This window comes from Nitrospiraceae bacterium, from assembly GCA_035623075.1.
Taxonomy (GTDB): Bacteria; Nitrospirota; Nitrospiria; order Nitrospirales; family Nitrospiraceae; genus DASPUC01.
The window spans coordinates 34,781-48,996 of the sequence record DASPUC010000043.1 but is presented as its reverse complement, the minus strand read 5'-3'; the positions used below and the strand labels follow the sequence as shown (position 1 = coordinate 48,996).

The 14,216-nt window shown below is 55.4% G+C and carries 14 protein-coding genes; 8 read left to right on the top strand and 6 right to left on the bottom strand.

The genetic code is table 11. The features are described 5' to 3' along the window. The first annotated feature begins 40 nt into the window (after positions 1–40). From VEI50_13540 to trpA, 8 genes are all read left to right on the top strand, one after another. Positions 41–691, top strand: coding sequence for a LysM peptidoglycan-binding domain-containing protein (locus tag VEI50_13540; GenBank protein HXX76147.1), 651 nt, complete (start codon positions 41–43; stop codon positions 689–691). A gap of 19 nt (positions 692–710) precedes the next feature. After that, a complete protein-coding gene (trpE, locus tag VEI50_13535) occupies positions 711–2,207 on the top strand; it encodes an anthranilate synthase component I (GenBank protein ID HXX76146.1) in 1,497 nt (498 codons plus the stop codon). Between the two features lie 79 nt (positions 2,208–2,286). Then, entirely contained in the window at positions 2,287–2,862 is a 576-nt protein-coding gene (locus tag VEI50_13530; GenBank protein HXX76145.1) for an aminodeoxychorismate/anthranilate synthase component II, read from the top strand. Positions 2,863–2,941: 79 nt separating this feature from the next. Then, positions 2,942–3,952 (top strand): anthranilate phosphoribosyltransferase, encoded by a 1,011-nt coding sequence (trpD, locus tag VEI50_13525; GenBank protein ID HXX76144.1) that lies wholly within the window; start codon positions 2,942–2,944, stop codon positions 3,950–3,952. 81 nt (positions 3,953–4,033) lie between these two features. Next, on the top strand, positions 4,034–4,867 hold the full coding sequence (gene trpC / locus VEI50_13520) for an indole-3-glycerol phosphate synthase TrpC (protein HXX76143.1): 834 nt from the start codon (positions 4,034–4,036) through the stop codon (positions 4,865–4,867). Between the two features lie 21 nt (positions 4,868–4,888). Next, positions 4,889–5,521 (top strand): phosphoribosylanthranilate isomerase, encoded by a 633-nt coding sequence (locus tag VEI50_13515; protein HXX76142.1) that lies wholly within the window; start codon positions 4,889–4,891, stop codon positions 5,519–5,521. A gap of 44 nt (positions 5,522–5,565) precedes the next feature. After that, a complete protein-coding gene (trpB, locus tag VEI50_13510; GenBank protein HXX76141.1) occupies positions 5,566–6,759 on the top strand; it encodes a tryptophan synthase subunit beta in 1,194 nt (397 codons plus the stop codon). After that, complete coding sequence (gene trpA / locus VEI50_13505; protein ID HXX76140.1) at positions 6,756–7,577, top strand: tryptophan synthase subunit alpha; 822 nt, start codon at positions 6,756–6,758, stop codon at positions 7,575–7,577. The genes trpB and trpA overlap by 4 nt, the downstream gene beginning before the upstream one ends. A gap of 101 nt (positions 7,578–7,678) precedes the next feature. On the opposite strand, the gene VEI50_13500 is transcribed toward trpA, so the two are convergent. The 6 genes from VEI50_13500 to prfB all read right to left on the bottom strand — a co-directional run bounded on the left by VEI50_13500 (position 7,679) and on the right by prfB (position 14,199). Then, positions 7,679–8,290 carry a DUF4136 domain-containing protein gene (locus VEI50_13500; GenBank protein ID HXX76139.1) on the bottom strand — a complete coding sequence of 204 codons (612 nt, stop codon included), beginning with the start codon at positions 8,288–8,290 and terminating at the stop codon, positions 7,679–7,681. 15 nt (positions 8,291–8,305) lie between these two features. Beyond that, positions 8,306–9,442, bottom strand: coding sequence for a conjugal transfer protein TraF (gene traF, locus VEI50_13495; GenBank protein HXX76138.1), 1,137 nt, complete (start codon positions 9,440–9,442; stop codon positions 8,306–8,308). Positions 9,443–9,512: 70 nt separating this feature from the next. Next, positions 9,513–10,208: an ABC transporter ATP-binding protein gene (locus tag VEI50_13490; GenBank protein HXX76137.1), complete on the bottom strand. Its 696-nt coding sequence runs from the start codon at positions 10,206–10,208 to the stop codon at positions 9,513–9,515. 39 nt (positions 10,209–10,247) lie between these two features. After that, the gene (locus VEI50_13485; GenBank protein HXX76136.1) at positions 10,248–11,528 is read right to left on the bottom strand and encodes a lipoprotein-releasing ABC transporter permease subunit; all 1,281 of its coding nucleotides are present in this window, start codon (positions 11,526–11,528) and stop codon (positions 10,248–10,250) included. 6 nt (positions 11,529–11,534) lie between these two features. Continuing rightward, the gene (gene lysS, locus VEI50_13480) at positions 11,535–13,016 is read right to left on the bottom strand and encodes a lysine--tRNA ligase (GenBank protein HXX76135.1); all 1,482 of its coding nucleotides are present in this window, start codon (positions 13,014–13,016) and stop codon (positions 11,535–11,537) included. A gap of 39 nt (positions 13,017–13,055) precedes the next feature. Continuing rightward, positions 13,056–14,199 (bottom strand): peptide chain release factor 2 gene (gene prfB, locus VEI50_13475; protein HXX76134.1). Its coding sequence is split into 2 segments (ribosomal slippage): positions 13,056–14,129 and positions 14,131–14,199, totalling 1,143 coding nucleotides; the frame shifts between segments, so codons are not numbered across the junction. Positions 14,200–14,216 lie beyond the last annotated feature (17 nt).

Here is a 14,216-nt window from a genome sequence, read left to right as displayed (position 1 = left end):
TGCTTGGGGCAGAAACCCGGAACCGTAGAAGGAGGTCTTCATGAAGGAGGAGGGAGGCAGAATGATTGTGAATCCCACGGTGGTCAATCGCACTGTTCTGGTGGTCTTGGGAGGCTTCGTGCTGAGCGGATGCGTGCTCAGTGAAAAATACGAGGCGGAGAAGGCCAGAAGCCTGAACTTCCAGCGTCTGCTGGCTCAAGAAGAAAAACGTACCAGTGAGCTCGACAGTGAAGTGAAGCGGACGAAGAGGGAATTGTCGGAGTACGAAGCGAGGAATCGTGAATTAACTGCTCAGGTCCAAGCGGTAAGGGAACAAATGAGCCGGGTGCAGGAAGAAGCTGAAGCGATGAAAGAAGCTGCGTTGCTCGAGCGGAAAGCGAAGACCGATGTGAAGCGCTCCTCAGCGGCTTCGGCACGAACACCCAAGCCTGATGTAAGCCTGGAGAGCACGGACCTCTCGGGAGCCTTCACGGGGACACCATCGGATACCAAAGAGGTGGCTGAGGCAACGTCCATGGACACGACGCCGGATGTGAAGGCCGGAGGCATGGTCCATGTGGTCAAACCTGGGGAAACCCTGTACCGCATCAGCCGCCGCTACGGGGTCAGTGTTGATAAGATCAAGAAGTGGAACAAACTGCCCGATGAGATCATCGAGGTTGGGCAAAAGCTCATTGTCGGTCAGGAATAGCGACAATAGGAATATTCACGTGCAGACGCCACAGTATTCGTTAAGCCTAGACCAGTTTCGTCGTTATGCCCATGAGGGGAATTTGATCCCTCTCTATCGAGAGATTCTGGCTGACTATGAGACGCCGGTCTCGGCTTTTGCCAAGATCGATCACGGCCCGTCAGCCTATTTGCTTGAAAGTGTCGAAGGTGGGGAGAAATGGGCGCGATACTCGTTCTTAGGAGGGGGGACTCCTGTCGTCGTGTACGAAGACGGAGGAGATCTAATCCTTCTCAGGGGAAAAAGCAAGAAGCGCATTCCCAGTCTTGGTCGACCTCTCGACCGTCTGCGAGAGCTGATGCAAAGCTACCGTCCAGTTACGTTGCCGGATCTCCCCCGGTTTGTTGGCGGGGCTGTGGGATATTTCGGGTACGACATGATCCGTACGTTCGAAGAGCTCCCAACTCGTCGAAAAGATCAGGGTTCCGCTCCCGATTTTGCGTTTTTGCTGACCGATACGCTGTTAATTTTCGACAACGTCGCCCAAAAGATCAAAGTGGTGGCCAACGCCCATGTGAAGTCGACGGCTGATCGAGATATTAAACGAGCCTACCGGGAGGCGACAGAACGCATCGAACGGATGATTGCTCGTCTCAAACGACCGCTTCGACGGACACGACCTCATCGCCGCAATAGACCGATCACGTTTACCTCGAATATGAGCAAGGCCGACTTTGAGAAAATGGTCGCCCGGACCAAGGAGTATATTCGCGCAGGAGATATCGTTCAGGCGGTCCTGTCGCAGCGATGGGAAACCAATATTCAGACAAGTCCGTTACAGCTGTACCGGGCGCTGCGCGTCGTGAACCCCTCTCCATACATGTATTACCTGAGAATCGCAGGAGTTGAACTGGTCGGGTCATCTCCTGAAACCCTGGTCCGGTGCGAAGATGGGTTGATTTCAGTCAGACCTATTGCAGGAACACGTCGGCGAGGCGCGACGGCGGAGGAAGATCAGCAGTTAGAGCGCCGGCTGCTGGCGGACGAAAAGGAGCGGGCTGAACATGTCATGCTCGTCGATCTGGGACGAAACGACGTCGGTCGTGTGGCCGAACGAGGTAGCGTGCACGTCGACTCCCTCATGCATGTGGAACGGTACTCCCATGTGATGCATATTGTGTCGAACGTCACGGGGCGGCTTGATCCAGCCAGGGACTCTTATGACGTGTTGCGCGCTTGCTTTCCTGCCGGAACCGTGTCGGGTGCTCCCAAGATCCGAGCGATGGAAATTATCGATGAGCTCGAGCCGACGAGGCGTGGGCCTTATGCAGGAGCCGTGGGCTACTTCAGTTTCTCTGGGAATATGGATATGTGTATCAACATCCGGACAGTCGTGATCAAGAAACATCAGGCATATATCCAAGCCGGTGCCGGAATCGTCGCTGACTCCAATCCGGAGCATGAGTACGAAGAAACATGCAACAAGGCCCGCGCCATGATGAAAGCTGTTGAGCTCGCGGAACAAGGATTGGAGTAAGGGAAAGGCAGATGGCAAGCAGACCTCAAAATTACATGGCTCTGAGCTATCAGCCATCAGCTATCAGCTGAGAGCTTCTATGCTATTAATGATCGACAACTACGATTCCTTTACGTACAACCTCGTGCAGTATTTTGGCGAGTTGGGAGAAGACGTCCACGTCTATCGAAGCGACAAAATTACGCTTGATGAGATTGAAGCGCTGCATCCGAGCCGCCTGGTCGTTTCCCCCGGTCCTTGCACACCAAAAGAAGCGGGGATCTCAGTCGAAGCAATCAGGCGGTTCGGCGGAGCGATTCCCCTTTTGGGTGTGTGCCTGGGACATCAGTCATTGGCGGTTGCGTTTGGAGGAGAAGTCGTGCGGGCCGAGCGTCTCATGCACGGAAAAACATCATGGATTAAGCATGATGGCAAGACGATCTTTAAAGATCTTCCCAATCCCTTCGAAGCCACACGATACCATTCCCTCATCGTCAACCGCTCGACGCTCCCGTCCTGCTTTGACATTTCAGCCGAAACGGCTGAGGGAGAAATCATGGGGATTCGGCATCGATCGTTCGGTATTGAAGGCGTGCAGTTCCATCCGGAATCAATTCTGACGACGGTCGGCAAGGACCTCCTACGGAATTTTTTACATTGTAGCCATCAGCAATGAGCGGTCGGCTTTCGGCCAGTGGATCTACGGCGGAACTGATCGCTGCCAGCTGATAGCTGAGGGCTGATAGCTGCTGATCATGATCAAAGACGCCATTGCAAAACTGGCCGATCGCATTTCCCTTACAGACAAAGAAGCCGAAGAAGTGATGGCCGAAATCATGGATGGCGCGGCCAAGCCAGCCCAGATTGCTGCGTATCTGATGGGGCTTCGTCTCAAGGGTGAAACTGCGGAGGAAATCGTCGGGTCTGTGAGAGCGATGCGAGCACGTGCCGTTCGAATTGCCGTCGGAGATCCCGATGTCGTGGATACTTGTGGCACTGGAGGAGACGGAGCCCATACCTTCAATATTTCGACGACGACGGCACTTGTCGTTGCCGGCGCTGGTCTCACCGTTGCGAAGCACGGGAATACGTCGGTCTCATCCAAATCGGGGAGCGCTGACGTCTTGGCCGCCTTAGGCGTCAAAATTGATCTATCGACTGAGCGCGTGGCCGATTGCATCAATGAGGTCGGAATCGGATTCCTCTTTGCGCCTCTGTATCACGGCGCCATGAAACATTGCGCTGGGCCACGACAGGAGATCGGAATCCGGACGATGCTCAACATTCTCGGACCACTGACGAATCCAGCCGGCGCGACCATCCAAGTGCTTGGCGTATTCGATGGAACACTCACCGAACTCGTGGGGAAAGTTCTCCTACAACTGGGATCACGGCATTGCTTCGTCGTGCACGGCTTGGATGGGCTCGACGAGATTACAATGACCGACAGAACCATGGTGTCGGAGGGTAAGCAGGGCGTCCTATCCAGTTACGTGCTGGATCCTCAGGAGTTCGGGCTGTCTCGTGTGCGCTTGAAGGATCTCGCTGGTGGATATCCACCAGACAACGCGGAGATCACACGCGACATTCTGCGGGGGCGGAAGGGACCGAAGCGGGACATCGTGTGTCTGAATGCAGCTCCTGCGCTGGTCGCTGGACGCAAGGCAAAATCGCTTCAGGAAGGGTTTCGTCTGGCCGCTCAGACGATCGACTCCGGAGCCGCCGCAGAGAAACTAGAACGTCTCGTTGCCTATACGAATAAATAGAAAGGTTTGAGGTTCGAGGCAAGGGGCTTAGGGAGATTCAAGCTCTGGCCACTTGCCCCTCGCCACGAGCCCGGCAAGCACATGATTCTGGATCGTATTCTCGAGCACAAGAAGGCCGAGCTTCGACACAAGCAGAGCCGTGGGTACTTGGCCGAACTCACCGGTCGGATCAGGGATTTGCCGCGTGCCCTGGGGTTTGCGGTGGCCCTAGATGCTACTAAAACGACCAGCTGCCCAGCCCTTATCGCCGAGGTCAAGAAAGCATCACCAAGTTTAGGGCTTCTCAGACCGGAATTTGAGGAGAGGTTTGATTATCTTGGAATCGCCAAGTCGTTCTATACCCATGGAGCCTCGGCCTTATCCGTCCTAACCGACAGGGAGTTTTTTCAAGGGAACCTTGAATATCTGCGAGAGATCAAGCAGGCAATTCCGCTGCCCGTGCTCAACAAGGAATTCATGGTCGGAGAGGTGCAGTTTTATGAAGCTCGTGCCTACGGTGCCGACGCGGTGCTCTTGATCGTTGCCGCACTCGAACGGGAACAGTTAATCGATTATCACGCGTTGACCAAAGAACTCGGCATGGACACGTTGTTTGAAGTGCATCATGAGCGCGAACTCGATACGGTTCTTGAACGGATTCCCGATGGACGGTTGATAGGAATCAATAATCGTGACCTCAAGACATTTTCTACGGATCTGGGTGTCACGTCGCGACTGGCCAAACGTGTCCCCAAGGATAGATTGATCGTGAGCGAAAGCGGCATTCATAAGCGGGACGACGTCATCAGGCTTCTCGAAGCTGGCGTCCACGCAATGCTCGTGGGCGAATCCTTGATTCGTGCCGACGATATTGGCGCGAGAATCCAGGAGCTTTGTGGAGCGGAGAAAAGGACTCCGACCACATCAGAGTTATAGCTGGAGAAAGTCGAAATAGCCGTGTCATATCGAGCAAAAATTTGCGGAATTACGAACATCGAGGATGCCTTGGTTGCAGTAGCGGCAGGGGCTGATGCGCTCGGCTTCATTCTCTATCGAAAAAGCCCTCGATACGTCGAACCGATAATGATTCAACGGATCGTTGCCCAGTTGCCGCCGTTCGTGGTGCCGGTCGGAGTTTTCGTCAACGAGGAAATCAAGGTTGTGCGCGATGTCATGGACACGTGTGGCCTGGCACTCGCCCAGCTCCACGGGGAGGAAACCGCGACGTACTGTCGCGAATTGAGTCGTCCTGTGCTGAAGGCGCTACGGGTGAAGGACCGAAGCACGTTCCTTTCCTTTGCGGAATATCAAGGGAGAGCCGGGGTGCGGGGCTTCGTCCTCGACGCGTTTTGCGATGAGGCCTACGGGGGGACCGGTCAGGTTATCGATTGGGGCTTGGCCAGGGAGGTTGCCCAAGCAGCGACGGTTGTTCTGGCGGGAGGTCTCACACCGGAGAATGTGGGTCAGGCTCTTCGAGCGGTGCAGCCGTATGGGGTGGATGTCAGCAGTGGGGTTGAGGTCGCTCCGGGCAAGAAGGATCACGAGAAGGTTCGAGCCTTTCTCCGTGCGGTGAAGGTTGTGTCCCCGTAACAGCCCCGTCTATACTAATTATTTGCATCTTCACAGAGAGTTCTATGGCTACTGTTCCTGACAAACGAGGGCGATTCGGATTGTACGGGGGCCGGTACGTCCCCGAAACCTTAATGCCAGCCCTCCTCGAATTGGAACGGGAATATGTGAAGGCTGCCAAGGATCGCCGGTTCCAGGAGGAATTTGCCGGCTATTTGAAGCAGTACGCCGGCCGTCCGACTCCGCTCTACTTTGCAGAGCGCCTGACGAAGAAATTAGGCGGCGCAAAAATCTATCTGAAGCGCGAGGATCTCTGTCATACGGGAGCTCACAAGATCAACAACGCAATCGGCCAAGCGCTCCTCGCTAAACGGATGAAGAAACCACGGGTCATTGCCGAGACCGGTGCCGGTCAGCATGGTGTGGCGACGGCAACTGTGGCGGCAATGTTTGGTCTGCAGTGTGAAATTTATATGGGGACCGAGGATATGCAGCGACAAGCACTCAACGTCTTCCGCATGCGTCTCCTGGGAGCAACGGTGACTGGAGTGGATGCCGGCAGTCGGACGCTCAAAGACGCGATCAGCGAAGCCATGCGGGATTGGACGACGAACGTCCGTTCCACGCACTACATTCTCGGTTCTGTGCTGGGCGCTCATCCCTATCCCATGATGATTCGCGATTTTCAATCTGTCATCGGGCGTGAAGCCCGGAAGCAAATCCTTGCCGCCGAGGGACGCCTGCCGGACAGCCTTGTCGCCTGTGTGGGTGGCGGCAGCAACGCGATGGGCCTGTTTCACGCCTTCCGTGACGATAAAAAGGTCAAGATGATCGGCGTTGAAGCCGGCGGGCTCGGCATTGCCAGCGGAAAACACGCTGCACGATTTGCAGGTGGAAAACCCGGTGTGCTGCAAGGCACGATGACCTACCTCCTCCAGGACGACGACGGACAGATCAACCTCACCCATTCCGTGTCGGCGGGGCTGGATTATGCGGCGGTCGGTCCCGAGCACAGCTATTTGCGTGATGAGGGCCGGGCAGAATACACCTCCGCCACCGACGACGAAGCCCTCGCGGCCTTCGATCTGCTCTCACGGGAAGAAGGGATCGTGCCTGCGCTTGAGAGTGCGCACGCCATCGCGCACATCATGAAGATCGCACCAACCATGAAGAAACATCACGTGATGATCGTCAACCTCTCCGGTCGAGGTGACAAGGACGTCCAGCAGGTCGCGAGAATGAGAGGGATTACATTGTGACGTCACGATTGGATCGAACATTTGCAGGACTGCGGGGCCGTAACGGTAAAGCGTTGATCGCCTACATCATGGCTGGCGATCCGACGTTACACGACACGGAACGCCTGGTGTTGGAATTGGAGCAGGCCGGAGCCGATATGATTGAGCTTGGCGTTCCGTTCTCGGATCCGATTGCTGATGGTCCTGTCATTCAACGGGCGGCGGAACGGGCGCTTCGGAACGGTGCATCGCTGCGCAAGATCCTTCCGATGGTGAAGACGCTTCGAAACAAAACCCAGATCCCGCTTATCTTCATGGCCTATTATAACACGATCCATGCGTTTGGACCGGAGCGGTTCTGCCGGGAAGCGGTGGCTGCCGGCGTCGATGGTGTGATTGTCCCGGACATGCCGCCGGATGAAGCAGGCCCCCTCGAAGAGCCAGCCGCTGAGACCGGCTTGCAGCTGATTTTTCTCGTGGCGCCGACGAGCACAGCAGAACGCCGCTCCTATGTCGTCCGTCGATCGCAGGGCTTTGTGTATTATGTGTCCCTTACCGGGATCACGGGGGCGACACTCAGCAACCTCACCGATGTCCGAGCCAACGTCGAGAAGATCAGAAAGATTTCAACGATACCGGTAGCGGTGGGGTTCGGGGTGGCGACGCCTGACGATGCAGCCAAGGTGGGTGCGATTGCCGACGGAGTCATCGTGGGTAGCGCGATCGTCAAACGGATTGCCGCACATCAACAAGACAGGGGGATGGCGGTTCAAGTAGGAGCTTTTGTAAAATCCCTGAAAGCCGCGATGGTTTCATCTTCATTCGCGACAAGCCGTTAACGCATTTCTTTCCCGAGCTTTTCATCGACAGAAGTTACTACTACGTTGGCTGGAGAGGGCCACGCTTGAGATTCGTGAGGGGGGACGACTCGGAGAAGCGGCTAGTGTTTCGGTTGTGGGGGCATCTGTTTGATCATTTCGTCGACAAGATCCCTGGCGACATCCTTCAAGTTTGGTTTCATGAACATATAACTGCTAGACCGTTCGTGGCGAGCTTTCCAGACCGTCGTCCCATTCGTCGCATCGATTAGCCGGAGGCTGAGTCCCACGCGGCCGGCGTTGTCGCCCTCTTTCCTGACGTACTCCCAGGAATTCACCCGAACAACCAGAAACGAATCGACGTTCAGGGCTTTCCCAAGCTTCACCGCCGATTCCTTATCTGATTGACCGGTCATTTCGAGGCGAGAAAAATAAAACACTAAGGCATCAAATGCTTCTTTCGACCCTTGAAAGACATCGGTCACTTGTTCGGGAGCCACTACGCGTTCGATATGGGCGATACGGTTGAGGGCTGAGGCGATGACTTCTTGGATGTCCTCACGGGCACTGTCGTATTGACTCGCCATCGGTGGAAGTACGGCGATCGCCTGGGGGCGAAACACCCTCGCTCCAGGTCCCTCCCAGACTTCTTGCAGACCTCCACAACCGGCGCTGGTCAATAAGAAGAAGCCGAGAGCGATCCGTAAATCTGTACGATGGACGGTGAAGGTCATTCGGTCAGTATACCATTAGAACGTCCATGCAAGAGCACCGGAGGCGATCGCACCTCCTTTATCAAAATCGTACCCGCCCGCGAGGTCCAGGCGGAAGGAGTAGATTCGAAACCCGAGTCCGGCGGTCGGGGTAAAGATGGATCCTGCGTCTTGAACGTTCTTATATGTTCCGATCCTGAGGGACAGAAATTCAGATAGAAGCGTTTGTTCCATGCCGAGGCTCAAGACCTGGCTCTTCAATCGCGGCACCAGTGTCTGGTTGGAGGTGATGTCCATATCAGCAGTAATGGTCATCGTCGACCAGGGATTGACCGCCACACCGCCGCGGACCTGGGGCGTCAGTTTGTACTCCTGTCCGCCCGGCGCGTCGAAACTCGGTTGATTGATGTCTTTGGCGACCACCCCAAATCGCAACCACGAAGAAGGGCGATACATGGCGCCGAGATCGACGCCATAGGCGGTCGAAATCTTCGCCTTACCAAAATTGCTCAGAAGATCCGGGTTCGCCCCACCTTGCAGGTTGGTCGGATTGTTGTAGGCCCAACCTTGAAGAATCTTGCCCGTGACACCTATGGCAAAAGTCTTATCTGCAAAGGCATAGGCATAGGAAAATGCTGCCTGCCCGACCTGCAATCCCCGTAACGTCATCTGGCCGGCCAAATTAACCTGCCCGCCGCCCGTCGTCACCTGTATCGGTGAGGTCACGAATCCTCCCGACGTCGCGACATCGGAGACGTTGAATCCAAATGCATGCTCGCCGAAATGTCCTTTCACGTAGATGCCGCCTGCACCAAGTCCTGAGACGGTGGCCCCAGGTTGATTGATTTGATTCGCGATACTCTGAGCCTTCGCCTGATTGGCCGCTGATGTGTCATTGGGGTTAAAGTCTTTTAAATCATCCAGCGCGTTGAAGATATTGTCACGTCCGGTCACTTGAGCCGTCGCTTGAATTCGAATGTCCAAGGATTTGACCATCGCCAAGCCGGCCGGGTTCCAATAGGTCGCATAGGCGTCGGTCGTGACCGCCACTCCAGCACCACCCATGCCTGCCGCGCGGGGACCTACGGTAACGAATTCGACGGCGAATGCTTGCCCGGATAGACCCACGACCATGACGGCTGCCGCTGCCTGCAGAGCCGTAAGGATACGCATGAAAAAACGTCCTCCCTGAAGGATCGGGTCTTTTGCTGAGTCTATTGGAGGGATCGAGTACCGTCAAGAGTTAGACGATCTGACCGTCCTGCATGTATACGATACGATCGGACTGGGCGGAAAGCTTTTCGTTGTGGGTCACGATGACGAACGTGGTTCCACGCGATTTATTGAGATCTCGCATCAACGCAAAGAGGGCTTCCCCTGTGTGAGTGTCCAAATTGCCAGTCGGTTCGTCGGCCAGCACCAAGTCCGGTTTCTGTATCAAGGCCCGTGCGACGGCGACTCGTTGTTGTTCGCCGCCGGACAATTCGCCGGGTTTGTGATACAGACGTTCGCCCAATCCTACCTCGGTCAACAACGCTACGGCATCAGCTTGGACGTCGGCCGGTGACCGTCGTTGTATCAAAGCCGGCATGCAGGCGTTCTCAAGAGCTGTGAATTCCGGCAGCAGGTGATGAAACTGAAACACAAACCCGATCCGCTTATTGCGAAACTCCGCCTGTGCTGACTCAGAAAGCTGAAACAAATTGTGTTCGTCAAACGTTACCGTTCCTCGTGTGGGGCGTTCCAACATGCCGATGATGTGCAGGAGGGTACTCTTTCCGGCTCCTGATGCACCCATGATGGCAAGCAGCTCACCTCGCCGGATTGTCAGGTTGATGCCGTTAAGCACGGTCAAATCGTGCTCGCCTATCTTAAAGGTTTTGTACAGGTCGTTGATCGTGATCATAACCGTGACCACCAGCGCCTGGCCTGCAGCCATCGATCATGGCAATCGGCTGGGGGCTGGCTGTTCAGTTGGTTACTCATATCGCAGGGCCGCCGCCGGTCCCAGCCTGGCAGCTTGGCGGGAGGGGAAGACTGTGGCGAAAAAGCTGATCAGGATGGCCGACCCAGCAACGAGCAGAACGTCAGAGGCCAGAACATGAACGGGAATGCGAGAAATATAATAAACGGTCGGGTCGAAGGTCCAAAAGGTCTGAATCAGCCAGAGGAACGCGTAGCCAAGCGGAATTCCGATGCTCGTACCGGTCAGACCGATGATCAAGCCGTTCAGCATGAAGATGCGGCGGATACTGGTGCTCGTCGCGCCCATCGCTTTCAGGATGGCAATTTCCTTCTGCTTCTCCGTTACGATCATCGTCAGGGTGCTGACGATATTGAACGAAGCCACGATGGTGATCAGGACTAAGAGCAAAAACATCATCGTTTTCTCGAGCTTCAATGCGGAAAATAAGTTGCGGTTCATTTGCATCCAGTCTCTGGCCCCATAGGCAAATCCGAGCGACTGTTCAACCGAACGGGCAATGTCTGCGGCGTGGAACACATCGGTCACCTTGATTTCAACGCCCGTGGCGGTCGCACCAAGGTTAAAAAACTTCTGCGCCTCACCGAGGTCGATATAGGCTAACGACGAGTCGTATTCATACATGCCGGATTGGAAAATCCCTGCGACTGCAAACGTTCTGATCTTTGGCACCATTCCCATCGCACTGATGGGACCGGCAGGCGGAGAGACGACGTTAACCGTATCACCCATGAAGACTCCCAGTCGCAGCGCAAGCTCCTTCCCGAGAATGATGCCGGGTTTTTCGGTCTCGACCGGAGGGCCGGTCGGATCGTCTGGGGGAGACTGTTTGACCTTGATGGGCGTCTGCAAGTCATTCAAGGTGCCTGCGGCAAGATTCTTCGCGAGTTCGGTTACATTGCCTTCTCGTTTCGGATCGATGCCGCGAATCACAATCCCTTGCACACCGGTCTGGGACGTCAGTAGCACCTGTTTCAGCACAAACGGCGTTGCTGCAACCACATCCGGGACCTGCTGAACCTTGTCGGCGACAGAGTCGTAATCAGTCATCCCGTCTTTCATCCGATCCTGCACGATGATATGAGCGGTGGTGCCCAATATCTTGGCCTGAATATCTTCCTTGAACCCGGTCATAATGCCCACGGTTCCGATCAGAGCGGCAACGCCGAGAGTAATACCGGCGATTGAGACAAACGTATTCAGTGAGATGGTTCGATTCCGCCGTTTGGCGCGCAGGTAACGAAGGCCGACGAAAATTTCGTAGGGGAGAGGCATGCGGAACTATTTCTCCGGCCTCAGTTGAGGAAAAAGGACGACGTCTCGAATGGACGCCTGGTCGGTGAACAGCATGATGAGGCGGTCGATGCCGATCCCCTCGCCCGCCGTCGGCGGCATGCCATATTCGAGAGCACGGAGGAAGTCTTCATCGACACGATGTGCCTCTTCGTCTCCGGCCGCTCGTTGCGCTGCTTGTCCCTCGAATCGTTCCCGTTGATCAAGCGGGTCATTCAGCTCCGAAAACGCGTTGGCGATCTCACGTCCCGCGATGTACAGCTCGAAGCGATCCGTGAGCGCCGGGTTAGAATCCTTCCGTCTCGCTAGCGGAGAAATTTCAATCGGGTAGTCGGTAATGAAGGTCGGCTGAACGAGGTTCGGCTCGACCGTTTCTTCAAAGATCTCGTTGATGATGTTGAAGAGGGGCCATTTCGGATCGAGCGGGACACTCAACTGTTCCGCAGCTCTGATGGTCTTCTCCCTATCGAGGAGCACCGACGGATCCAATCCATTGACCTCGAGAACCGCTTGATGGTAGGACCAGCGCCGCCAGGGCGGCGCCAAGTCGATTTCCTTTCCTTGATACGCGATCTTGGTCGTACCAAGGATCTGCGTGGCCAATGCAGCAATGAGTTCTTCCGTCAAAATGATCAGGTCCTGATAATCCGCGTAGGAGACGTAGAATTCGAGCATCGTGAATTCTGGGTTATGGATCGTCGAAATGCCCTCGTTCCGAAAATTCCGATTGATTTCGAAGACACGCGGAAACCCTCCGACGATCAATCGTTTCAAGTACAGTTCCGGCGCAATGCGAAGGTAGAGATCGACGCCGAGGGCATTGTGATGGGTGACGAATGGTTTGGCGGCCGCTCCACCGGGAATCGGGTGCATCATGGGTGTTTCAACTTCGAGAAATCCTCGCTCGACGAGGAACGACCGAACCCCGGCGATGATTTTGCTGCGGACCTCAAAAATTCCATGGACCTCCGGATTGGCGATCAAATCCACATAGCGTTGCCGATATCGAGTCTCGACGTCGGTCAAGCCGTGCCACTTCTCCGGCAGTGGTCGCAGGGCTTTGCTCAAAAATGTGAGCTCATGAACTTCCACGGTGAATTCATTGGTTTTCGTCCGAAAGAGCGTGCCAGTAACGCCGATCCAATCTCCCAGATCGAGCTGTTCAGAGATTGTGTAGGCCCGCTCCGATAAATGATCCTTCTTCAGATACACTTGCAATCGATCGGATCCGTCCTGCAACACTGCAAAGCCGGCTTTACCGAAGCGCCGCAAGGCCACGACTCGACCGGCCACGGTACACGAGACCTTTTCTTGCTCCAATACTTCTTTCGTTTTCTCGCCATGCCGCCTGATGAGTTGCCCGGCCCGGTCCTTCACTTCAAACCTGGTGCCGTAGGGGGCAACGCCAGCTTCGCGTAAGTGACCGAGCTTCTTCATCCGTTGCTGACGTTGTTCGTTGAGTTCGTCCATACAAATGGCAGAGGGGTCTTCGCTATCAGCCTTCAGTATTTAAAGGTCGTCGGGTTCACTGATGGCTGACAGCTGAGTGCTTCCTTTCGTGAGCTTCATCTTCAAATAGGCCTCGATGAACCCATCCACATCGCCATCCATGACCGAGGCCACGTTTCCCACTTCGTAACCGGTGCGGTGATCCTTCACCATCTGATAGGGTTGAAATACATAGGACCGGATCTGGCTTCCCCAGGCAATGTCTTTCTTTTCTCCGACAATGGCGTTGAACTCCGCTTCTTTTTTCTTCTGCTCCAGTTCATAGAGACGCGCTTTGAGGATCTTCATCGCACCGTTGCGATTCTGGAGCTGGGACCGTTCGTTCTGACATTGGACCACGATGCCGGTTGGGAGGTGCGTAATGCGGATCGCCGTCTCAACCTTATTGACGTTCTGGCCGCCGGCGCCGCCGGCCCGGAACGTATCGATCTTGAGGTCCTTATCTTCGATCACGACGTCGACATCTTCATTGATTTCCGGGTACACAAATACCGATGCGAACGATGTGTGCCGCCTCTTATTCGCATCAAACGGTGATATCCGTACGAGCCGATGGACGCCCGCCTCGGCTTTGAGATATCCATAGGCATAGGGTCCCGTGATCGAGAGGGTGACACTTTTCACACCCGCCTCTTCGCCGGAGAGCAGATCGAGGGTTTCGACTTTGAACTTCTTACGCTCGGCCCATCGCACATACATGCGAAGAAGCATCTGTGCCCAGTCTTGTGATTCCGTGCCACCGGCGCCTGGATGAATGGCCAAGATCGCGTTGTTGGGGTCCAATTCGCCGGAGAGGAGCAATTCCACACGAAGGGACGCCAGCCTTGGTTCAAACTGATTCAGTTCGGTGGCAAGTTCTCGTTCAAGCGAGGGATCGCCGCTTTCTTCGGCCAGTTCCAGCAGCGCCCCGAGATCGCTCAATTTGCTCTCGATGTCGCGCCACTGTTGGATCTCCCGTTCGAGTGCCGCCTTCTTGCGACTGATTCGAGCGGCGGCCTGGGCGTTGCTCCAGAATTCCGGCTGTGCGGTTTGACCTTCCAATTGGGTGAGCTCGGTCGTCATGCGGGCGAGGTCAAAGATGCCCCCGGAGTTCCGAAACTTGATCGCCGACCGCTCGAATGCGAAGCCGTATCTCATCCAGCATGGACGAATCCTTTCGCC

What these genes read in the sequence shown, in the direction of transcription:
- VEI50_13530 (HXX76145.1), top strand. Translation starts at nt 2,287, where the DNA reads ATGCTATTAATGATCGACAACTACGATTCCTTTACGTACAACCTCGTG.
- trpC (HXX76143.1), top strand. Translation starts at nt 4,034, where the DNA reads ATGATTCTGGATCGTATTCTCGAGCACAAGAAGGCCGAGCTTCGACAC.
- trpD (HXX76144.1), top strand. Translation starts at nt 2,942, where the DNA reads ATGATCAAAGACGCCATTGCAAAACTGGCCGATCGCATTTCCCTTACA.
- traF (HXX76138.1), bottom strand. Translation starts at nt 9,442, where the DNA reads ATGCGTATCCTTACGGCTCTGCAGGCAGCGGCAGCCGTCATGGTCGTG.
- VEI50_13485 (HXX76136.1), bottom strand. Translation starts at nt 11,528, where the DNA reads ATGCCTCTCCCCTACGAAATTTTCGTCGGCCTTCGTTACCTGCGCGCC.
- VEI50_13500 (HXX76139.1), bottom strand. Translation starts at nt 8,290, where the DNA reads ATGACCTTCACCGTCCATCGTACAGATTTACGGATCGCTCTCGGCTTC.
- lysS (HXX76135.1), bottom strand. Translation starts at nt 13,016, where the DNA reads ATGGACGAACTCAACGAACAACGTCAGCAACGGATGAAGAAGCTCGGT.
- trpB (HXX76141.1), top strand. Translation starts at nt 5,566, where the DNA reads ATGGCTACTGTTCCTGACAAACGAGGGCGATTCGGATTGTACGGGGGC.
- VEI50_13540 (HXX76147.1), top strand. Translation starts at nt 41, where the DNA reads ATGAAGGAGGAGGGAGGCAGAATGATTGTGAATCCCACGGTGGTCAAT.
- VEI50_13490 (HXX76137.1), bottom strand. Translation starts at nt 10,208, where the DNA reads ATGGCTGCAGGCCAGGCGCTGGTGGTCACGGTTATGATCACGATCAAC.